A 23,816-nucleotide genomic window follows, 5' to 3' on the forward strand; every position below is an offset into this window, starting at 1 on the left:
TATTCATTTTTCTCTAGTTGCCAGCCTATTAGGCTGGCATTTTAACATCCTAAAGAATATCAGCCGCCTTCCTCACTACCAAGTGTAAACCCGAACTCACAAATTTGTGGACGCGGGTACTTTGAACAATCCAATGGTTCGTTCATTTTTTCCTTAATAGCCTTTGCTCCCTCAGCTGCATTGCTTGTTCTTTGTAGAGTCCTTTCAGTGGGTGTCTCTCTGTATTCAGTGTTTTCATACCTACCACCAGCGCTTAAATCATCTTGATTCGACTCGGGTATTAAATTTGACTCAATCATTACGCCAATCCATTCACTTAGATCAATTTGATTGAAGTCTAGTGCTTGTAATTCCTCATGCGTTAGCCCTGAGCACTCAGTCATATCTTTACCTAGTAATACATGAGCTTGCTCCATAACTATTCGACTTAAAATAGAGCCATAACAACAATAATCCTGCCTTTTCATATAGCAAACACCTAAGCCTTCTTTAGCGCAATATTTATCCTCCACCGCATAGCATTGACGCATTTCAAGTTTAAGTGCCGTATCACTGTCAACTTCATCACATGCAGTTAATAATGAACCAACCAGTTGTGCTAGTTGATACATAGAATACCAAAACATTACCGCACCCAAAAAGTTAGCGGCACTTGCCATCCCATCACTTAAACCAGTTACAACCGCATCACTTCCCGCCTCAGTTGACACAGCTGTTGAGAACATAAGTTTACCCAACTCTTCTGGCAACGCGTCATAAATAAGTTGATATATATATTGTGTCATAGGACCTAAGCCAGCTTCAGCTACAGTTGAAGCTGCTGCTCCTGCAGAACCGCTAGCCGCACCCGGTACAGCGGTTGCAACATTGCCCGTAACGGTTTCCACGGCACTGGTATAAAATGAACTAAGACTTTCCCAAGCGTTTGTAGAAGTCACCGAGTCAGATACCGTAGTCCATGCACCATTAATGGCTTCTACAGCGGGTTCAGAAAATACCCCTCCCATTTGCTGATTTTCAAACTTGAGCATCATTTGTGTCATGTTTAGGTAATCAAGAAAGTCGATACCTTCTGGTGCTTCGCAGCAATCATTACCCCAGTCTGAAGCGGTAGCCCATGAGCAATATTGCCTTTCACCTTCAAAAATACGACAGGTTGATAAATCGCCCGGCACATCACACGAAGCTTCACCTGGTATTTGTTCCATAACGTTTGCTATGGCCGCAGCTTTAAGGAAGTTTTCGTTTTCTTCTTTTTCACCCCAGCTACATTCACCACCTGAACATGGCAACATGCCTTCACATGATGATTCAGTTGTCTCATATTCAAAGTCAACGTCATAGCCTGTGTCACACTCATAGGTTACTGTTTCATTTACGCAGTAATTCCAACCGTCAATCGTAAAACCTTCTGTACACTCTGTTTTAATTTCGACGCATTCATCTTTTTCTTCATAAGTTCCACACGTTCCTCCTGTAGATTGAATTTCGTCCCACGATCTACACACCTCATCTACCGAGCCATCGGGTTGCTCTACGTTAGTACATACTTTTTCACCTTTAAAGGGATCGCATGTATATCCATCTAAGTTAACTTCCCACGATATATTTTCTATATCGCCGTCATACCATGGCAGGGTAGAGGCTAGCATTTCTTCATCATACCCCTGTAAGCCACCTTGTATTGTCTGGTAACCAGTAAACGTACATTGTCCATTTACTTCAAATTCTCCCGTGATTGGATCAGGTGGGAAAGAAGTTAGTCCCTTTGTTTTTTTATCTTCACTTGAAAGCGCGTCATAGCATCCCTCTGGAATTTGAGTATCTTCACCAAGCTTACCTACAAATCTATATTTTGCTTGAGCGTTTAGAATCCATTCAGTGTCACCATACTCATCTGTTTTATCTTCAATGCTAATAATACCCACCAAGCCATTTGCACAGCTTGGCGCTTGAAGCTCAGTCATTATCGTAGATTTATCAATTTTTCCCGGCAAGCTTGTCCCTTCCCAAGTATCTAGTGTAACCCGGCTAAAAACTGCATCTGGATCAGTTGCACACATGTTCTTAAAGGCATCATTTGCAGCTACGTTAAAATCAAAAGCAATCGAATCCGTTGGTTCTATAGCTTTAACTATTCCTGTTTGAAGATTAAACTCTACCGTTAATATATTTCGCCCTTTACCTGCAACAGTAAGCACTGCATCTGAAATTACAGGCACTGCTCGCTTTACTTGGCAATGAAATGGATTATCTTTTTGTAGCCTTTGGCAAAACCTCTCTTCAATATTTGGGGCATATAAATTTCCACTTTTAGCGACAGTTGTTGAGCCACATGAATCAAAGAAACCAGCACCGCCAGTTTCTAATTCATCTAATGTTGCATAGCTTTGTGCCATTATTGCATCTGGAACAGTTTGTTGTGCGCCCGATTGGGCATTACTTAAAACTGTTCGATAAGCAACAGCTTCGCCTGTATTGTTAGCCGTTGAGCTAAGTCTCGCATTAGAATCACGGCCAGCTTGATAAAAGGCATCTTCATCTTCATACGTTCCTTCACCTTCCCATTTTGTTTGTCCGTGATTTAATTCAGAAGAATATATTTCGTCTGCTGATACGCTAACAGGTGAAAGTGAAGAGTCTGCCCCTGGCTTAAGCCTTACTTTGATTGCACCACTTGAATCGCGGTACGTTTCAAAAGCTCGGCTTTTGTTTAACTTAACATTTACGTCATTTGTAGTGGGGTCAACACTGGGCATTATTTGGGTTGAGCTAACGGCATTTGCATTCTTCACTGCCGTCGTCATATCCGCATTTGAGCCTGTTGTACCTTTTATATCAACCGTGTTGGTCCTTGAGTTAGACTTGAGGATCATAGTCTCAAGCTGACTTGTCATATCCCTTGAAGCTCGAGGTACTACATCATAGGTTTTGCTTTCTAAATTATGGCGATATGGATTACTAATATCGTACTTATTATCTAAGTCCTTTAGTATTTTGTCTTCATCTTGAGCGTAACTTGATGTTGAGTATGTACCTAAAAGCATACCTACCGTTAACGCACTAGAATTTACTAGCATCGTGGAAATGATCAGTGAACCATATACACCTATATTTTTTAACATTACTCACCACCCTCTGTGCTGCCAGAACCACCACCACCCGGTAAATCTCTTACACAACAATCACGATAGTTCCAAATTAGGTATAAAAACGTTTTATCTTTACCTGGTCGTTTTCTTCCACCAACGGGAACACACCAACGCGCTGTTGACATTCCCATAGGATGACAGCAGTTTTCATACGCCTCTATGCTCTCACCTTCACCCGCTTGCACTTGAATAGAATCGGGACCAGTAAGTTCATCATCTACTTCAAAATTAGGTACTGGTGTAGTGCTTGACTCAGGTATTGGATACAACATAGAGAATTTATACTGAGATCTAGGTGTCATTGGTGCCCATGTAGGCTCACATTGCGCTTCAGGCCCCATAGTCTTTCGAGCTAAACCTTTACGATGTAGAGATGCGATTGCTCTTTGCGATATTAATGAAGTTGCTGCAACTTGGTCAGGTTGAGGATATACAAAGCCTGTTAACGGGTATAAATTTCCATCACAACCGGCACAAGGAAATGAGGACTCAATTGGTGCATCAGCTGTTGCGCGAACACAATCTAAAGAGCAATAAGCTTGTGCAATTGGATTAGAAAATATAATTGCTTCTGGATTTAACAGAAGAGCAAGTAAATCATTGTGCCACAATGGATCAACTTCGCTCAGGTACATTAAATCAAAGTCAACGTATTCAGAGCTACATGAGGGCATAACAAACATTTGTAGCATCACCATTATTGGGTATGAATAGTAATGATATTGATAAAAGCCACTCGTTGAGCGAGTGCCATCTTTAGGCGCTTCGTTTGAGTGACCAAGACCCTCATAACTATTTTGTAGCCTAATACCTCCCAAACCACCGCTACACCAAGGGATAGTAGTAACTTCAATTACTCGCTGTGGCTGCCAAAAAGCAAGAGGCCAACCAATTTGAGGAACACCGGCTCTATCTTCACACGCACAAACAGGAGAGCGGGGTGCCGCACCGTCTGGAGGATTGCCAATACCAAGTAATGAAACGTTATCTAAAAAACAATCCCAGCAAATGCCTGTAAATACACTCGTAAATAAGTTTGCATCTTCACAAATCACAGATGAAGCGCCTACACCGTCGGTACTTGCAGCAGTCCCACTAGGAATTACATCTTCAGCCTTTGCCGTACAAGCTATAAGTGCTAAAAAGAATAATGCTGTATACATTATATTTTTGGTCATTCCACTTTTGTTTTTGTTACTGTTTTTAATATTAAAGAATGACATTAAGCCCCCCTCAAATCATTGAGCATTGCGAGCGCCCAGTTAACACCAACAACTATGTAGGAGTATGCTTGCTTGGCAACATCAGGGTATGTGTAAGTTATCCAAATACCGACGGCCACGAAAAATAAAGCGGGTATAATTTTCATTTATCTTCCTCATTAATATCGAATTGTGTAACGTGAAGCATTGATTTTTGTAAATCAGTTTTAACGACTGCTGGTAGGGCGGATAGTTGGAATCGAGATGCCAGCTCTTTTGGCATTAAAAATATTTTTTGTTTAAACTGATTTTGTAGCGCTTCAATATGTGCCCAACCTTTTTGCTTACTCACTTGTGAAGTGATTAACATCAGTTGGCCAACCGTATTCATTTCATTTAACTTTTTCGACACCCATTCAACTTGCTTAATATCAGTTGCATTAAATATAACTGTCGTAAAGCCAACACCATGTCCTTTAAGTGGGTTCATTACTGAGCCTTGCTTAGCAATCAGTTCGCCACGCGGTGTGCTTATATCTTTTGATGCAGATATTGTTGGATCAATTAACCATTCTTCGGTGCTGGTGGCTCTAGGGAGTGGGGTATAATCTTGTCGTGACCAAAAACTATCAATTGTGCGCTTACGCTGAGCTTTCCAATCATAATTAGCCATGCGCTCTTTCATTTCATCAATAATGCTTTTTTCTATAACTTGGCTAACAGGACCTGTTACACCGTAATTTACGCTTTCATTTTGATTTTTATATTCCGTTTCTAACCAATCAAAGCTGGTCACACCCGAGGCAATGATATATCTATCAAGTTCACGATAAAGAATCGTAGGAACTGAATTTACATCGTACTTTTTAAAGGCTGTTGGGTTAAAGCGCACAATAGGAGGTTCTTCAATGCCTTGCACAATTTCGCGCAGTAACATCATCGTTTCATTAACCATTTTATGTTGTGGGTGTAACCCATTTACATAGACCTCAGCCCCTTCCTTTTTGGCTAAGTAGATAATATTTTTTATTGTTTCTCTGTCCATTGAAAAACTAATAAATATAGCTTTTTCATTGGCTTCATTTTGGCGTGATTTTGGAGTATCAGCACTTGCATTAAAGTGGCTAGCTTGTTCCTTTGTTAGTCCTGCATGCTCATGTAACGCACGCTCAAGAGAGCTGGTGGATTGCTCACTAAGCATTTGCGCAGAGGCTCGATATTGTTCAACTTGCTTGTTAACCGTTTCTTTATCAAAAGCGTCTAACCAGCCTTTTGCCTTCATTTCTTCTGTTTTAGCTTTAACATTATCAATCGCTACTTTCATTTGTTCACGTTGCGCTGGGGTCATCTCGTGCATTGAACTATTGCTGCTATCTGGCAGAGCGAAATCACCTTTATTCTGAGCAGCTTGTCTAAATTTCTCCTTCATACTTTCAGGAATTTCAAACGGGGAATTATTCAGATCAATAGATTTGACTGCATTGGCAGCATCTTGCTTTACCTTTGCTGCATGTTCTTCTGCAGTTTGTGCGTGAGCGCCACATGATAAGACAACGATTAAAGTCATTAATTTAGAAAATCGCATAAGCTGTTCCTTTAATTTGTTCTTTCTTAAGAGGCCCCCAAAAGCGCCCGTCAAAACTGTTAATAGTCTCGCCAATCATGAATACTTCATCATTTTCAAGTTGAATTACTTTTGTATAATCTTCAATTTCGCCAATACTGTTATCAGCTAAATTTAATGCGGTTATGATGTGTCTTAGTGACAAAGAAAACTCTGTTAAATTGTCTACCACAACTTTATTTTCCTCGACTGACACGACGCTATTAGGCATAGCTGCAACTTTTTTGATCCAACGTAAACCCGTTGGGTAGAATTGATTTTCAACATTCATTTCAAAATAAGCTAAATCGCCTTGTTCAATGTCTATATCCCACTTATCTATTAAGAAAAAAGACGCGTTAAGGCACGCACTCTGCCCCGGCGGGTAAGCCAGCGTGTACCGAGAAGAAAAATATATAAAATAAAATATGAATGAAACTGCAACAAAAATTGCTGAAACATGCTTTTTCATTTGGGTCGCCCTTGATAATTTTCTCTATTATCAAGCATGAAAATTGAAAGGTTAAAAAATAGAGAGTACCAATATAGGTGCTGTAATTTTCTTAATGAAATTAAGAGGGGTTAAAAACGAAAAAAGCCCCATCTAATATTGCATTAGATGGGGCTATGGTTTTTTTCTTAACTACCAGCTAAATGAACCTTTTGTACGTCCACCAGCATCATCAATTGCTTCATAGTTGACTGTCATGCTTGGATATTCACTGAATCGTAACTGAGTAGATGCGGCGCCACGGCCCACATACTCGCCATTAAACCACCAGTCGTAACCTATCACGTAACCATCATTGTCTTTACAGTTAGCAGTAATACGGATTGTTCCAGAACGAACAAGTTGATCACTGACACACTCAGGTAATGAATTAGCGTTAACTGTATAATTTTCGATAACCTCAGTTACTTGGCCATATTGACTCGTTGTAACTGCTTTTATCTTATAACTGCCCGGATTTTCAATTTCAAAGCGGAACATTGGACTACGCGATTGTAGCGTTTCTTGTTCAACCCCATTCACGAACCATTTGTAATCTATTATATAGTCCTTTGGATGGCCTCCTGTCATTTGGGCTCTAGTTACAAGGCCTAATGGAGCGCGACTATATCGGTTCGACGGAAAATGGATAAAAGTACCTTTCGTTTCATCTGGCTCAATTACATCAACATATTTACTCAATATACGACTCATCCCACGGCTGTCAGTCACTTTTGCTTTTAGCTCATGAACGCCTGCATCTTTAAGGGTTATCTCACTATAAATTCTAGCTGGTGTTCTTGCTTCTATGCCATCTTCTTGTATCCATTCATAATCATATGTAATACCAGGCATAAATTTACGTTGAACCTCTATCATGCCCGTAATGGTAGCTGGTGCGACCAATATATTACTTCTTACAGCTATATTCATTTCAGGAAAAACATATTTCCACGTTTCTAAATTACGCTGTGTTTCTCTAAATGTTTCAGACTTATATCCTTTTACCCACGCACTTAATTTGAAGTTTAACCGGCCTTGAGCATCTAAGTCGCTCTCTACAGGTGTGTAGTCAAATATGACTTCATCGCTCGTTTCCCCATTTGGTTTAGACCATTGATAAACTATGGGTAAATCAACCCCCCCATTTAGATTTAAAACTTGCGCTTCTACTTTAATAGGAACGCCTAACTCAACGAGATGTGTTGCTTTGATTTGAGCCATAACGGTTCTTGGTCCGACAGGCCTTACGTAAAAACGTGAAAGCGCCCATGCATCATCACCCGCACCAGCAGTAGACGTATGGTATTTAAAACGCCCTAAAATTATTTCTTGCTCGCCGGTTGCTACTAATATTTGCTGTGGAGAGCCATCAATCCACGTAGCACCATTATCACGAGACCATTGAGCTATGCCGTCGTAATCAGTTAACTCTTTTACATAATCAAGCATTTTTAATTTCATATCTTGTCCATCATAAACCTGTGAAGGTCCACTGATTACAAGGCTAGCTTTATCATAACCGCTTATTTTAAGTGCTTGCGTAGTCGTTGACTCATTTGTATTTTTGTTCGTGATTTTTGCTTTAACATAGTAATCACCCGCTTCACCCATAAAAAACGGTATTGCGCTTCTGCCACTATATTCATCCATAGTCTCCCAGTTTTTATTGTCTTTAGATTTAAGCCACACCGCATCATTACCAGCAACCATATCTTCTATTGAATCATAGTCATAGCGAACTAATGTAGTAAACGGCACTTTCCCACGCACTTGATTACTCGCCAGCTCACCACTTACACCTGTGCCTAGCACAATACGCATAAATATCGGTGTAGATGTTAATTTTTTTGTGTATTCCGGGTGAGGCGATTTAACTTCCGCTACTGCATAAAAACCGCTACTTTTTCTAAATATATCCTCAATACTTAAATTGAAAATAACCTGTCCATTTGCTGAATTGGTTTTTACATCTGATATACGTTGTTCTTTCCCTTTATTGTCTTTATATGCGAGGTAAACATCCCATTCACCCATCGATAAAACTTCATAGTCACTTTGCTTTTCTTGCCAGTTCCATGCACCAATATGAGCCGTTACTTTTACATCATCGGTACTTAAAATTACGTCGTTACTTTCCATCGTTAAATTTAAAGCCACTCTGCGTGAAGGTAAAACAATCACTTCACCGTATGTTCCCGCGTTGTGTTGAGGGGATAAGTTGTATGCAGCCTCAACTTTAAATGGGTATCTATCAAATACGTTACGCTTGTTAGCATCATCATCACGTATTACACCTAATAATTCATAAATGGGCTTATGACTACGTTGAGCCATAAATTCACTATTAGAATATTCACCTCGCGTAACGTTTATATTTATTTCGCCGGATACATTTTCCAACGTATATCTAGCTAGAACTGGATTTTCAGGTATGACCCCGTAAACGCTATCGTCTAGCTTGATTATTGGTGACATTTCAAAGGTCATTGTCTCTGCAGGTTTTATATCGTAAGAAAAGGTTTCATGACTTACTCTAACTTCTTGACCATCTGGATTAACGACATAGGCGCTGTATTCTATTTCGTTATCAGATAGTTTATTAATAGAGCCAGTTACTTTAAGAGCCCAACCTTGCCAAATTGTGCTCATCCCATCAGGAAGTGAATCAATTTTAACGTAGCATCCTTTACGGGCTTCTCGTGAGATCTCTCTTGCCAGCTCCTGTGAAGCGACATAGTTACAAAGGTATCTGCTTTGAGATACATACGCAGTACCACGCTGAACATATTGGTATAACTCTGTTGTAGCTGTACTAGATTTGATGTTGAAAAAAGATGGTGCATAGGTCAACTCTTGGTTAAATACACCTATATTTCCTGCTGTATCCTTAGCTTTAATGATAAGGGGATATAATTTACCGGGAGTTAATGTGTCTAAGTCACCAGTAAAAAATTTAACATAAGTTCGTGGATCAGCAGGGTCATCGACTAAGGTTAGGTTTTCGCCGCCAAACGTTGCTTCAATTATCGTATTTTTACTATCCCAGCCCGGATTTGTAACAGCCCCAAAGTCTGTAGCAAAGTAAACACCGTCTATCATTCTCGCTTTATCACGTAGATGACTTAACTGAATTTCTGGTGCTGTTCTTTGCATTACAAAGGTGTCGTGCTTATAATCTTGGCCATTTGTAAATTCGTCACGCAAATCAGCATCAAAGGTAAACGCACCATCTGGTAGAGATTTAAAACTATAGCGGTAAACAATATAATTACCATAGACTTGAATATCGTCTGCTAAAATTTTATTTTCATCATTTAAGTTAATTTTATCGTGAATAAAGAAAAAATGATTTCTATCAATAAACACTGACTGTTCAAACGTTATATCTTCATTAGAAGCAATGTATAAGCTTGAATTAGCTAATTTCCATGTTTCTTCATCTTTTAAATCGGTGAATGGACTGAATAATATTAGTGCAACTTCATCTTCATTTAGTTTTATTTCAGTCCCATCAACATCTTCAACTAGCACTGTGCCGTCCCTTTTGTTGTTTATCGCCACCTTCACTAGTTTAGGTGGCGTGTAATCCCAATCTAGCTTATGGACGAAACTACCTTCATTTAATGACGTAAAATATGGAATTATTGAATCAATTAGCGTATTTAATGGGATCATTCCAGTAATGATAGTTTCTTGTTCACCTAAAGGTCCAATATCGAGTGCGATACGACATTCATTAATACCAATTGGTACATTACAAGTAAGTCCATTTAGTTTTATTACTTGAACAAAGTCTCTAGGTTCTACTTCGAATTGGATGCTCTTAACTTTTGCGTTGCTATCTCTAAGTAAATGCGCAATACCTTTAGTCTGCCTACCGTTGCTATAGCTTAAAGTGGTTTCGAGTAATTTAGGGCTCTCTGGAATGACCACGTTGCTTACTACCGACCCCGAAGACAATACTAAGCTTTGATCACCATCATGGAAAATTGATAGTCTCCATGAGGTTGTATTAGCGCCTACAACGTCAGCATACCCTTTTGCTGTAACACTACTTCCGACTTTTGCTATGCCAATCGGTAGTTTTATCCATTCAAGGTAACACTTAGTTTCACCATTGCTCGCCGTTTTATCAAAGGCATAATCCATGGCTATACCTTTATCTCCAGTAATCGAACAGCCTGTAAAGTTATCGAATGTGGCCGTAAACTCAGTAAGTTCGATTTTATGTAAGACTCTTGACGTATCAATATTTAGTGATGACTTAATCGTTCCATCTGGGGTTTTCGGGTGTATTTCATAAGTGTATTCGCCCAAAGTGTAATTATTTGAGCCTGAATAAGTGCTAATTCGTACTTTTAGGTTTTCATACGATAGGGAGTCCATATATCCACTAAACGAAACTTTACCGCTTTTCGTTACTTCTTTTTTATTTACGGCACTTATAACATGTGTCACTAAACACACAGCTGAATTGTAAGGATCGCTTTTTTTCGCTGCTTCAACATCATGTGTTAATGATTTACAAAACTGACTTACTTCAGACAAAGAAACATCCGAGGTCATCTCTTCGATTACCGCAAATGGTTCAGTCATTACCTCTCGTTTAGTCTCTAGGTTTTTAAATTCGTAGGCAAATACTAAAACGGGGGCATTAGGTGCTGTTGTGCCTATAAGTAGGCTACCCTTTGCATTATTTGAAACATCAGCAGGATAAAAATCAAGATTATATTTTCCACCAGCGTTCGAAAAGTTGTAGCTGTTAGTAATATTTTTAGTGTCACCCGGATTTAAAGTAACACCTTGTATAACTACACTGCCTAAAGCATCACTCCTTAATGTAGCAAAAATAGGATAAGAACCACTAAGTACATTACCATCTTTAACCGTTAACTCTTTTGATTGAATAGGTTTACCACCTGAAGGGCGTAACAGGTTTTGACTAATACTTGGTAAAACAATTGACGAACTACCTTCAATGAGCGATACACGTGGAGGGTCATAATAAAAGCTTTCTTCTACAGTGGTTATATTTTCTTGGACATCAGTAACACTTACTCTAAGTTTATAATTACCTGCTGTATTTTCTGAGGGAAACAGAACTGGATATAGAAGACCATACTTATCTGAGCCCAATGAAGAGCTTGCAAGATATACGTTTTCATTTGCAGGCCCACCTACAAGTTGTATATCACTAAATTTTATATCTGATTGATTATCGTATGCAGTGATTACAACATTATCAAGGCTTGGAATAGTGGAACTATTATTACTAAAGTTGATTTCAACTATTGGTGCTGATTTATCTGAACTAAAAGTTACAGCTAATTCTTTTGATATAGGTCCATGATTTTCTTTTGCGGCAACAACTATATCGTGCGAGCCTTCAGGTAGGTTTTTCAATTCCCACTGGTAAACATAATAGCCCCCATTCGAACTTATTCTTTTTATAGGTACGTCAAATACAGAACCCGCCTTGTCTTCAATCCATACATTACTTAACGTAAGCCTACCAAAATAGCTGCCTTGCCCTTGTTGGTAAATTTCAGCAGTTAGTTTTGTCGAACTTTCATCGTAAGTTGTACTAATTTCTGGGTAGTACGCATCATTCCATTCTACTTCTGCCCACCTTCTTTGCGCGTAAAGTGTTTTTTCAGCGTTATATATATTAATCTCATTATGAATATATCCAGTAGTCCCTTTTTTTAATTCTAATGGAGCTGAAAATGTAATAATACAAGATGATCCACCTGTAGGAACTATACATTTGAACCCTTTAAACTCAACAGTTTGTTCAAACGTTCTGGGGGATACATTTACCTTCAATTTAGGAATCGAAATAGGAAGGCGATCGTTATAAATATAATATTTCCTCCAAGTATCCCAGCCAATATCAGAATAATAGAATTGTGCATCAGCGCCGAATTCTGGAGTTTCAGGAACGCCTGGTTCCAATACCAAATCATACTGTATGCTCCCTCCAGCCCATGACCCGAAATTTACCCATTTAACGTCATTTTGATTAAAGGAATTTATAGGAGATGTGAAAGTAATATATGCATATTTTTCGTCGGAATATATAAGACCGGCGCCACCAAAACGGCTTGAAATTTTTAGACCAGCTTCATTAAAAGAATACCAATTATTCCTATCAAGTCGGTAAATTATCTTGATTGGATTCGTCTTAACACCCATACCTGCAACATAAGGTACATAACCTGTAGTACCCGGTACGATGCTTGTCTTAGAATCAGGATCGTAAACTGCATACGGTTCTGATGGAGCGCCGGCATAGTTATCATAATAAACTGGCTGAGAAACTGTATTAATATTTCCCGCTAAATCATATATATCGACTTTGACATTAAACAGCTCATCCAAATTAGATACAGGAAAAAGATCATGGTAATTATATTGAATAGTTTTAGTGGTTATATTATATCCGAGTGTTGCTGACTTATATTCACTTCCATCTTGTCTAAGGGTTCGAATAGTTATTTTTTGAACACCAATATCATCTTCAATGTCATCTAAAAACACATAATGGTCTGAGCTACCAGCAATACCCATCTTCCAAACATCCGATGTGGTGTCATTTGAATAGCCATGTGAATTAGATCTCAATTTAGGACTACTGGTTGGAGCTAGCGTGTCTATGATAATTTCTTTACTAAAAGTTTCTACTATTTGGTTATCTTTAGTTAGAATCTCTTGAACAACGCTATAACGACCATCCGAAGGAGCTGCAAGTATAACGGTATCACCGTAGTAACTTTTTTCACCAACATTAAATCTATCTGATGCACTTATAATTCCAGTTTCTTTCCATGAAACAGTAGACCCAGCACTGTTAACAATCTTAATTTTTATTTTTCGATCTAAGCCTGCTGAAGAATATACCGCAAGTGTATTCTTAACACTAAGATACTCAGTGGAGCCTGGTGAACCCATTATTGTGTCTGAACCGGTCTGCGAATGCTTAAATGAATATTGAACAATATCTGCATTAGCCGATGTTGCGGATATTAATGCACAGATGCCAAATAGAAACCTACATATTAACTTACTTTCTGATTTCATGATTTTTCCTAAAATCCCCAAATTTACATCATGATATTAAAATTAAACCAACTACCGAAATATTAGAGCACCCCAAAAGGGCACCTCTAAGTTTTGAGTTTTATTCAGTAACAGAGTAAAAAGTAGATCTAGGCGAATTTAGTCAGTAGCGTGCTTTTACAAATTTGATATAAATACATACAAGATAACTAATGTATTTAGGAGTGACCAATGCAAGCAGACCCTTTTCAAAATTCACCAAGGCAGAACTCATTTAACAATGGCTCTAATAGACAGCAAAGTTCTTATAATAACGGGAAAGCGCCTGCCTCTGGCCATGCAACTGAGCAACCTAACAATCCACTACATAGAGCAAGGCCACATTCGCAAGTAAATGGTTATGCTCACAACGACATACAAGCTCAGCAAGGGACAGGTAATGGGCTAACGAATAATCAGCAATATCAAGAACAAGATCCTCAAAATAACAGTGAAAACGAAAGAGATTACACAATGTTCCCCGTTTACTCTAAACGTGCGGCATTGCAATTTAAGTTAAGTGAAACTAGAAAAAGCCAAGGTAGAAATTTTAGCTTTGACACGATTATGATTGAAGGGGCTGTTCGCATTAACCCAAATGACCATAGTGACAAGCGTTACGACTGGAGTAAAAAGCTTAGTGTCCAAATCATGCTTACAGAACTACCTGTTGTTATCGCTGTTTTCCTTGGTATCACGACTAGTTGCCAGTTTATGAACCACGGTCAAAATAAAGACAAAGGGTTTAATTTCGAGCGCCAAGAAGATGGTTTATTTGCTAGCGTATTCCATAAAGGAGGCTCAATGGCTGTCAAAATGGATTGGCCTACAACCTTAAATATTGGGCATTTTATGCTGGCTCAATATACTTCAAATTTCGCTGGCTTAGGGTCGGATATAATTTTGAGAAATATAAATCGTATGTGTCAGGATATGATTGCTTGTAGTAAATTTCCTGTTAAAGCACAACAAAGACAACAATAATTTTAGTGCCGCAAAATGAATAACTATTGCGGCTTAATTCTCCTGTAAAAGGCAGATTTTAGTTTGATTCAATTCAATCATGTATGTTCTCCAAAATCACTTATATCAATTTTAAAAAACGGACAGTTCAATCTTCATCAAGATTCTATATATGGTGGGGTTGGCATTTATGGTTTCATTGAAGGCTATCCTGTATGCCCAAACCAAAGGATAATCGGGCGGGGGCAGAGTTAGTAATAGAATGGGAAGGTGATTTCATAGACCTAGGAACAAAACCACTGCCGATTAGTTTAAATCCTAATTCAATTTACAGGCAGGGTGCTTCTCGTTCAATTATCCCTGCACTACCAAGCTTAACCAGTATTAAAGTAATTGATTTTACAATCCATGATTTCGCTCTACGAAAAATTGGAATGCGCGACCGAGTAAGGTTGCATAGGTTAAAATCAAAACTATCTAAAAATCCTATTCTTGTGAACGTTGCTGCATAAACGCTATTTCGTATTCCTCTAACGACTCTCAACTACTGGCATTAACTTTACAATTAATGCCAACTCAAGCTTTCAAGCTAATTCATGAATTTTAACAGGGCTGGTGGATTGGAGTATTTTTTCTCCCTTAGCTTCAAAATATTCAATTGCAGAAGCTAATCTTCCTAAGTCTATACTTATATTTTTAATTAATGAGTCTGTAGAGCCATGTTGTTTTTTACCGCCACTCAATAACTCTCCAGCTCCACGTATTTCGAGATCTTTTTCAGAGATATAAAAACCATCACTGCTCTGCGTTAATACATTCAATCTAAATTCAGTGGATTCAGAGGGCTTATTAGGTAAAAATAAGTCAAACTTCCCCCAATTACTTCCGCTTTGCGGTTGTGTGCGCGCTAATCGACCCCGTATTTGATGTAGAGTAGTAAGGCCAAAGCGTTCTGCACCATAAACTATACAGTGGCGCAAATCAGGTATGGTTAACCCTACTTGTATTTTTGACGTTGAAACCATTATTGGTATATGTGTCTTAAACTCATTAAGTACAATTTCGCATTCCTCATCATCAAGCGCCGAGTGATATACACGCACTAAGCCGGGAAAGTGTGAATTGAGACTGCTCGCTAACGACTCAGCATCAATCATTTTATTGCTACTCCCTTCGCTATCTCGCTTTGGGCAAACAATTAAGACTTTACACCCATAAGATAAAGTTTCATGGATTGAGCGCATAAGGTCAGAGCCTTGCTCTTTATGTACTATTCGTGTGTATATTTCTTTCGGTAAATGCTGCTGCTTGAGATAAAAAACATTGTCACTGCTGTATTTTGTAAGCGCCAGTGTTCTTGGTATCGGTGTAGCTGACGCTTCAAGATAGTGTGTGGACTTTATTTGGCGTCGCTGCTCTACTGATAATTGCTGTTGCTCATCTATTATGAGGAGTTCAACATCATTAAATTCCTTGAAGAGTAGGGCTGTGGTACCAAATATCAAACGCGCTTCATTAGCGTATGAGTTATTACCTGCGCATATTAACGCGCTTTGAACTTCAGGTATCATCGCGCAAACTTCTTTTCTTAGTTGTTCACACAATGAGACATTAGGGGCGAGGAATATTACTTTGCTGTTAGTCTGTGAAAGTACAACCTGTCTAGCCAACATTGCCATTATAACCGTTTTACCTGTCCCAACATCTCCTATTAGTAGGCCATCAAGCGCAGTAGGCCCATTACACAAACGATCTATGATTTGGCTAGCAACATAGAACTGTTCACCGGTTAGTGTGAACGGTATATATTTGGTAAGTAATTTTTCATCAATTTTGGTGGTTACCTGAAGCGTGGTAGTCGGCACGCATTTTCGTTCTTTTAATATAGCCCCGGCCATTAATGCGGTACTTAGTCGCTTTAACATCTCGATTGATTTATAAAATTCATGTACTAATTTAGGATTGTGAGCTTTATATAATAGGTTATTGACTGACATCGTACCTGCAAACCCTAATTCAACTAATACGCTTTCAACAGATTTGCCAAACAAACGCTCTAACTCTAAGTATATTTGGTCTTTCCCTTTTTTAATTTCGCTTTCACCTATATTGCTCTGTAGTGATCTATTTGCGTCTGCCTTTATTAGCTTACCTTTAATTCCATCGTATACAGGTACAATTTTACCAGCCTTTTCATCATCAATAATTGAGGCTTTATTGATTTGATACTTACCATTTACAAGCTCGATTTCACCCTTGATATGCATTGGTTTATTTTCTTCTTTAACGCGGGAGTTTTCATCACCAAACAATACGAAAGAAGCAGAATCGTCAGAATCTGTTAGGAGGTAACTAGTGTATGGCACACCTCTTTGTGATGTGTGCTCGCCTTTCTTACTCACTAAGCCATAAACTATTATTTCATGGCCTATACACGTTTTGAGATTAGAAAAATTATCAATTACATAGGTGTAATCTTCTACCTTTGATGGCAAATACAAAGCAGGGCACTTGGAATAAATTTCAAATTTTGTCATGTAAATTCTCCTTCCCATTATTAAACCACAATCCAATAACCTAGCTACCGTTCTGCAAAGCTAACTGGGCTTTACTAAGCCAGTATTTACAAAGCGGGTTACTGTAAAAGCTCGAAATCTTCACGCTCGCACTCTGTTTTCTATTTGCAGCCTTTATTGCTTGATATAGGTTCATGCATAAAATTGACAGCGGTGTATCTTCGTGAAGAACTGGTTTCGAGTAACTACTTTTTTGCATTAATTCAGCAAGCTCACTCTCCAAGTTAAGAAAATCTTGAAATTGGATATTCCCTACAACTAATTGGTTGAGTAAATCTTTTGTCTTTTCCATTCGTTTGTTTGTTGATTGTTAATTAGGTTATTTTACCCTGCATATTTATAGCTTCAAAAATTTAGAGGACACCTATTTGCACTCTCTAACTTTTGCGGGCTTCATAAAGTATGGATAACATAGTGTTTTTAATGAAGAGGTCTCAATATGAATAAACGAATCTTACTTGCAGCCGTGTTATCGATATGTATAGCTGGCTGCGACTCTCTATTTTCTGATGAGAAAGAAGCACCTGGTCTAACCTTTGTAAATGTTCACGATAACGACTTTGAAAAACTCAGTGGCCACTGGGTATATAACCCGGCTAAATGTGAGGGAAAAATTAAAATTCATGGGTTATTAGAATATAAATTTTCTAAAAGCGGGCTGTCTGTAGGTGGTGCTCAAATGCCGCTCACAGGTACTTTAATATCGAGACAAATAAGCGCTGATGTTGAAGACTTATTTTCAAATATGAAAACGTGTTCCGGTAACCCAGTAATCTTGGCAAGTGAAGCAAGGCATCTGCAATTTGAAAGCAAAAGCTATAAACTTGCTTTTGTTGTAAGTGGGGAAGATGTTTGGGCTATTGAGGGTAACGGTAAGCCATACTTGCTTGAACGATTTAGCGACGTAGATTTTAAAAGCTCAGAGATTATTGAGCCAACACAAAAAGAGTTGAGCAACATATGAAAGCTTATATAGATAGCGCTTTGAACACTATAAACACTCCTTTATATAGGAATTTATGCCTTCAGATTATCAAAAATCCAACAGGCTCAACAAAAGAAGTAATTGCAATTAAGAAGATGCTACTTAATAGCTATTATTCTTCAGCCATGCGGCCTTTTGAAAATATAGAACTCACTGACGCAGATTATGGTATCAGCATTTTATTATGGTTGGCATTTTCTGATCATCCGAACAAAATAATGCAACAGGAACAGTGCTTATGGTTACAATTTGCCGAAGATGATTTAATTACTTTGACAGTAAAAATGGTTAACTCATTGAGTAAGCAATCTTCAGTCTTAGAATATACTGGTATTTGGAAGTCTTTTATAAAAGATTTAGATAAAACTACTAAGCTAGCTGCCAGTAAACAGTCAGCATAATTCAGTGCTTATTTAATTTCTAGTTTTGAGAACAGTTAGGACTAAAACTGCTGTTACTTGATATAGGGTTAATACCATAAGGTGCGGTGACACTACTTCTAGTAGGGCAGACAATTCATAAGAGATGATATTTTCCCACCTTACTGGGAACGCAAGGGAAGTTACAACGAGCAAACCGAGCGTGATACAAAGGCCCTTTAGCGCTATCTTTATATCCTGCCATGAGGGGATCATGCTTTGCATAACAACCACAGTTGTTAAGCCAATACCTAGATAACTTAGTGCATTTGTATCAGTGCTTTTCTCCTGGTTATATAGAATGAAAAGTATAGCGAAACCAAGAAGCAGGGGGGCGATGCCTACCAACATATTGGTAAGAGCGCCCAAAAGTCCTCTGTGTGGTATGAATTGAACAAACCCCATTTTATTTTTATCTTTGAAGTTTGGTAAAAATTGCGTCTTTGTGACTTTTAAAAGTAGGATTTTTGCAAAAATGTAATGTGCAGCTTCGTGCAAAGGTACGCCAAGTGTAAATATAAGCTTGAGTAACCATGAAGATGAAGTAGACCTAATTTTTAATCTTAGAATAAAATTAACCAAAACAAGAGTTACAAATAAGGTGATAGGGCTCAAATATCACCTATAGTGTTCAAAACTCTTTGTTTAAGTACGTCATCTTCACAGAATGCCAATATAAAAAATGCCCCAAAGAAATCCAAGATTTTTTCATAATCACTAATAGGCATTTCTCCACTTTCTATAAATTCAATCGCTATTGTGGCAAGCGAAAGCCTTTCATTGAAAGAGTCTGCATAAATAGAGAGGCGCCCATTTAAGTATGGATCTATATATTTACTGTCTATCCCCATGTTTTTGCTAAATATTGCTGTCAGCAAGGTTATCATCCAATCTGAATCGTATTCCAACCATGCTTCTATTTCTAATTCAGTTATTTTTTCTATATCATTTTGTGCGGCAGGTAAAGTAGCGGTATTTTCGATTTTTAAGGCATCTATTAAAATAAATGAAAACTTTTCTAAAATCTTTTCTCTAATAGTAATTCCAACATAAATGCCTTGGTTTGTAAGCTCTATTGATTTAATAGGTGTGCTCTCAAGCCATGCTTCTATCCACTGCTGGTGGGGAGCATCTTGCTTATCAAAATCGAATTGCTTTAAAGTGTCAGTATACGCGATGTAGAGACTTGAACTATGAGGTTGTTTTAGTTCTTTTAATAAATAGGTAAACTTTTTTGTAAGCATGCTCAGATAATTTCCATATTTTATTTTGGTTTTTAGGCTCAAAAATCCTTTTACAAGCACTTATAATTGTAATGCATAATTTTACGTATAGGTCGAAATTTAAATCTGTTTCCGAACAAATTAAGCTCAACAAGCCATTGAATTTGTTGATAAATAAAACAATTAATTGCATGAATTATTTTTGAATTTCTATATTATAATTTAATTTTTATACCATATATGGCATATATATTATTTTATTATAACTCAACTTTTTTGGTTTCAGTAATGGATATTACCAAATAAGCTCATTTAGACGGACACTTTGTGCGATATGGGTAAGTTTATTGGTAATAGAATATCTGTAATTGGATGAACTTGAGGCTGGCAATATAATAGTAAAACAATAAAGTTGATTAAAAACAACGCCTTATGTCCAATACTAGGCAGTATCGGACATAAGCCCTTGATTTTCAAGAGTTTTTAACCCCTTGCAGTCTTTATGGCCTCGTGACGTAAGGTTAATATAGAACGCAAAATATCAACGTCGTTTAAAACATCTAATATGTCGCGATTTGAACTTTCTTTAATTTGCTCTTTAAGCCAATAGCTTGCTGCAGGATCACTTATAATTTGATTCTCAATAAATTCTACATCTTCTAAATTAGTTGTTATGTTCATCATTACCATAGTCCTTATTTACCAAATATTTAGTTAATTCATGAAGCTCTTTAAAAAAATCACTCTTATCCAAACCATCAAATTTAACAACATGACGACCGTTTATAATGATGCGTGGAACTGTACTCAGCATACCTCTCGATGACATCAACCTTTGATTTCCAAGAGTGAATTTAGCCACTTCGTTTGTTTTCGGGTTGTTATATAGCGCCCAAATATCTGCTTCATACTTTTCATCCACAACCTTGATTAACTTCTCCACTAACGATGGTGTAATTGTCACTTTCTCTTTGTGTATGGCCACAAATATCAAATCGACTAAAGAATTACCAATCTCTGGATAAAGCTCATCACTAACTGCCATGACTTTAGATAAAGCTAAAAAACCATCAGGACTGGTTTTTGATATAATATCGACACTCACCCTTCTCTTAATCACACCCTTTGGCACAGAACGGTAAATCTCATCTTGAAACGTGTTCAAATTTTCACAAGCCGGGCAAAAGAAACTCAGATATTCAATAAATGTAGGCTTACCTGTTAATTTTGATGATGCATATGTATCGTAGTGCAGCCCTTCTTTGAAATCTGTCGCATTGGCTGGGNCCCCTGCCGTTATGATCACTTTAAACATCATTTCTCCTCGTTATAGTTTATGTCTATGAAATCAATTATCCGTGTTCAGTTAGCTAATCTCAAAAGATAGAGATACCCAAAATCCCCTTTCTAAATAATTTTATTCCAAGTGGTAGCCTAAAAATCGAATATTGATATTGTTCATATAAATTAAGGGGGAATTTATGCATAAAATATTTTTCGATGGGGCATGTAATCCTAATCCTGGTCCAACCGGATGTGGTGCAGTTATATTTGATGGGCAAAACAATGTGGTCGCCGAGGTTTCAATATTTAATGGGCACGGTACTAACAACCAAGCGGAATACAGTGCGCTTATATATGCTTTAGAGAAAGCAATTGAGCTTGGCATTCGTAAAGCCACAGTCTATGGCGATTCAAAGTTAGTGATTAATCAGCTAAATGGAGTATGGAATTGTAATGACACTGCCCTACGCGTCCTAAATAAGCGGGCTATGAAGCTATGTTATGAGTTAGAGTTTATTGAATTATGTTGGATCAAGAGAATTAACAATAGTCATGCCGACAAGCTTAGTCAGGATGCATTAGAGGGAACTGGCCTTGCAGATAATCAAGTTAATACTAAAAGAGAGCAGCTTGATAGTGTTATTGATAGCAACAAAGGCAATAATAACCCGTCCAACGTCGTAGATATAAATGAACAGCGATTAAATGAAATAACTGCGGTTCATTACTACAAGGGAGTTGGATTTAGCGTTATACAACACTCTAAATTATATGCTATCAATTTAAATCCCCTTTCGTGTTCATGCGCGAATTTAAAATGTGAACATATAAATGCCGCTATTGCATATTCCCAAACGCAACAAATTCATAAAAGTGTATAAACCCATTCGGTAGCGTGAATTTTCGTTCTTTGTATTGTGTTCTTATTGAAACAAATCAAAGGCACAAAAAATGGGTATAGCTAAACTTATTGAAGAAGTAAGAGAATTTGGTGATTTTGAATTTTATCCAACATTAGATTCAGATATTGCATTAATAAAAAAACACATCGACTTGTTAGGCTACGACAAGCCCTATTCTGTGCTAGATATTGGTGTTGGTGATGGTCGTGTGCTTAATGCAATCGCACATGAATACGGTGAAAAGTATGCAATTGAAAAATCATTGCCTCTAATTCGAGCTTTACCCGCTGATATTATGATTGTTGGCACTGATTTCATGGCTCAGACGCTTATAGATATTGAAACATCTGTTATATTTTGCAACCCACCATTTACCCAGTATTCTGAGTTTGCCTCAAAAATTATTGCGGAATCTCTAGCACCGGACGTATATTTAATTTTGCCTACGCGCTGGAGTAATAACCAAGCTATAAAAGACGCATTAGCTCGCCGTAAAGCAACTTTCACTGTAATAGGCAACTCTGACTATCGTTCTGCAGATCGGCCAGCACGATGCACCGTAGACGTTATCCATATAAGCTTATCTAAATCTGCTTCGAGAAGATGGGATAGAGCCACCGTTGATGTAGACCCTTTTGCAGCGTGGTTTTCTGATAACTTCGATATAGATGCACAAGGTAGTGCTGCAAGAAAAGCAGACTCGCTCCATCAGAAAGTGCAACCTGATAAATTTGAAATAATAGCTGGTGGCGACCTAATAAGCACATTGGTAAGCCACTATGATGCCAGTTTAGAAAAGCTTATTAACACTTATAAAGGCTTAGAACATGTAGATGGAAGCATTTTAGATGAGCTTAACGTTTCGATCGATTCTATTTATGCTGCTATTAAACTTCGTATTAAATCTTTAAAAAACAAATACTGGAAAGAGCTATTTAATCGCTTTACTCCAATAACTGATAAGTTATGTACAAGCACTCGAGAAGAGATGCAAACCTTGTTGATGAAGAATGTTAACGTTGACTTCACGAAAGAAAATGCTTATGCCATAGCTGAATGGGCAGTAAAAAACGTGAATAAATACATAGACTCACAATTAATATCTGTTTATGAGAGTTTAATTGGCGAGTCTAACATTACTTTGTATAAATCAAATCAACGAACATTTGGGCGCTCTGAATGGCTTTATAATAGAAAACCATCCGGGTTAGATAGATTTGCATTGGACTATCGAATAATTACAAGTAATTATGGCAATTTTGGCGGCTATTCATTTGATAGAATAAATGGGCTTTCAAAAAGTTCTGCAAACAAAATAGATGATCTAATTACTATTGCACACAACTTGGGCTTTGATACGCTAGGACAAGAGCGAGCAAGTACCGTTGAAGAGTGGGAACCAGGTAAGCTTAGAACATTCCATTACTTCGATCACACTGCTCAAAAGAAAGTTGTATTATTCACTGCTCGGGCATATCAAAACGGTAATATACACCGCAAAATTAATCAGGGCTTTATAGCGCGCCTTAATGTCGAATTTGGTAGGTTACGAGGATGGATAAATACCCCAGAACAAGCGGCCGAAGAAATAGATGGTGTTGATATTGATTGTGCAAAGCAGGCTTTTCACAGTAATCTAAAAATAAACGTGGGTACTCAGTTTTTAAAATTAAACTAACGTAATTGAGATTGAAGGTGCTTAACTAAATAAGTCTTAACTTAATCTGTCAGATTTAATTAACGGAACTTAATCAAATCTGACAGTCGCATATGTGCCAATTGCGGACGGTCAGGAGAATAATGCCAAGATGAAGTCAAGATTTGCCCCCTCTGGCCTATAACGCCACCTTAAGCGCAAAATTATAGCTGGCTAAAATCGAGAGCAAAGCGAACACCGCCAGCTATAATTTGTCCGT

At 37.9% G+C, this 23,816-nt stretch carries 16 protein-coding genes; 6 read left to right on the forward strand and 10 right to left on the reverse strand.

All coding sequences use genetic code 11. The features are described 5' to 3' along the window. Window positions 1-59 precede the first annotated feature (59 nt). From traN to L654_RS0112795, 5 genes are all read right to left on the reverse strand, one after another. The gene (traN, locus tag L654_RS0112770; protein WP_024590300.1) at window positions 60-3,125 is read right to left on the reverse strand and encodes a conjugal transfer protein TraN; all 3,066 of its coding nucleotides are present in this window, start codon (window positions 3,123-3,125) and stop codon (window positions 60-62) included. Next, entirely contained in the window at window positions 3,125-4,375 is a 1,251-nt protein-coding gene (locus L654_RS0112775) for a TraU family protein (RefSeq protein WP_024590299.1), read from the reverse strand. Before L654_RS0112775 ends, traN begins: the two co-directional genes overlap by 1 nt. Before the next feature lie 142 nt (window positions 4,376-4,517). Continuing rightward, complete coding sequence (locus tag L654_RS0112785) at window positions 4,518-5,939, reverse strand: TrbC family F-type conjugative pilus assembly protein (RefSeq protein ID WP_024590298.1); 1,422 nt, start codon at window positions 5,937-5,939, stop codon at window positions 4,518-4,520. After that, complete coding sequence (locus L654_RS0112790; RefSeq protein ID WP_024590297.1) at window positions 5,926-6,429, reverse strand: S26 family signal peptidase; 504 nt, start codon at window positions 6,427-6,429, stop codon at window positions 5,926-5,928. The genes L654_RS0112785 and L654_RS0112790 overlap by 14 nt, the downstream gene beginning before the upstream one ends. Window positions 6,430-6,600: 171 nt before the next feature. Next, window positions 6,601-13,530: an Ig-like domain-containing protein gene (locus L654_RS0112795; RefSeq protein ID WP_024590296.1), complete on the reverse strand. Its 6,930-nt coding sequence runs from the start codon at window positions 13,528-13,530 to the stop codon at window positions 6,601-6,603. Between the two features lie 210 nt (window positions 13,531-13,740). On the opposite strand from L654_RS0112795, the gene L654_RS1000000126910 reads away from it, so the two are divergent. Further along, window positions 13,741-14,532, forward strand: a complete 792-nt coding sequence (locus tag L654_RS1000000126910; RefSeq protein WP_024590295.1) for a hypothetical protein — start codon at window positions 13,741-13,743, stop codon at window positions 14,530-14,532. Window positions 14,533-14,726: 194 nt separating this feature from the next. Then, window positions 14,727-15,023: a hypothetical protein gene (locus L654_RS0112805; protein WP_024590294.1), complete on the forward strand. Its 297-nt coding sequence runs from the start codon at window positions 14,727-14,729 to the stop codon at window positions 15,021-15,023. A 72-nt stretch (window positions 15,024-15,095) separates the two neighbouring features. On the opposite strand, the gene L654_RS0112810 is transcribed toward L654_RS0112805, so the two are convergent. After that, the gene (locus L654_RS0112810; protein WP_024590293.1) at window positions 15,096-17,048 is read right to left on the reverse strand and encodes a helicase-related protein; all 1,953 of its coding nucleotides are present in this window, start codon (window positions 17,046-17,048) and stop codon (window positions 15,096-15,098) included. Between the two features lie 40 nt (window positions 17,049-17,088). Then, complete coding sequence (locus tag L654_RS1000000127965) at window positions 17,089-17,379, reverse strand: hypothetical protein (protein ID WP_024590292.1); 291 nt, start codon at window positions 17,377-17,379, stop codon at window positions 17,089-17,091. Between the two features lie 147 nt (window positions 17,380-17,526). On the opposite strand from L654_RS1000000127965, the gene L654_RS0112820 reads away from it, so the two are divergent. Both L654_RS0112820 and L654_RS0112825 read left to right on the forward strand, forming a co-directional pair. Beyond that, complete coding sequence (locus L654_RS0112820; RefSeq protein ID WP_024590291.1) at window positions 17,527-18,051, forward strand: hypothetical protein; 525 nt, start codon at window positions 17,527-17,529, stop codon at window positions 18,049-18,051. Continuing rightward, window positions 18,048-18,473, forward strand: coding sequence for a hypothetical protein (locus tag L654_RS0112825; RefSeq protein WP_024590290.1), 426 nt, complete (start codon window positions 18,048-18,050; stop codon window positions 18,471-18,473). The genes L654_RS0112820 and L654_RS0112825 overlap by 4 nt, the downstream gene beginning before the upstream one ends. 12 nt (window positions 18,474-18,485) lie before the next feature. On the opposite strand, the gene L654_RS0112830 is transcribed toward L654_RS0112825, so the two are convergent. The 3 genes from L654_RS0112830 to L654_RS0112840 all read right to left on the reverse strand — a co-directional run bounded on the left by L654_RS0112830 (window position 18,486) and on the right by L654_RS0112840 (window position 20,398). Further along, on the reverse strand, window positions 18,486-19,106 hold the full coding sequence (locus L654_RS0112830) for a hypothetical protein (RefSeq protein ID WP_024590289.1): 621 nt from the start codon (window positions 19,104-19,106) through the stop codon (window positions 18,486-18,488). Then, entirely contained in the window at window positions 19,103-19,777 is a 675-nt protein-coding gene (locus L654_RS0112835) for a hypothetical protein (protein ID WP_032827000.1), read from the reverse strand. The genes L654_RS0112830 and L654_RS0112835 overlap by 4 nt, the downstream gene beginning before the upstream one ends. 420 nt (window positions 19,778-20,197) lie before the next feature. Further along, window positions 20,198-20,398, reverse strand: coding sequence for a hypothetical protein (locus L654_RS0112840; protein ID WP_024590287.1), 201 nt, complete (start codon window positions 20,396-20,398; stop codon window positions 20,198-20,200). A gap of 797 nt (window positions 20,399-21,195) precedes the next feature. Here L654_RS0112840 and L654_RS1000000126915 point away from each other — a divergent pair. Continuing rightward, entirely contained in the window at window positions 21,196-21,879 is a 684-nt protein-coding gene (locus tag L654_RS1000000126915; protein WP_024590285.1) for a ribonuclease HI family protein, read from the forward strand. A gap of 70 nt (window positions 21,880-21,949) precedes the next feature. Beyond that, window positions 21,950-23,578 carry a DUF4942 domain-containing protein gene (locus L654_RS0112855; protein WP_024590284.1) on the forward strand — a complete coding sequence of 543 codons (1,629 nt, stop codon included), beginning with the start codon at window positions 21,950-21,952 and terminating at the stop codon, window positions 23,576-23,578. Window positions 23,579-23,816: the final 238 nt, after the last annotated feature.

The sequence above is a fragment of the Pseudoalteromonas sp. TAB23 genome (assembly GCF_000498075.1).
Classification (GTDB): domain Bacteria; phylum Pseudomonadota; class Gammaproteobacteria; order Enterobacterales; family Alteromonadaceae; genus Pseudoalteromonas; species Pseudoalteromonas arctica.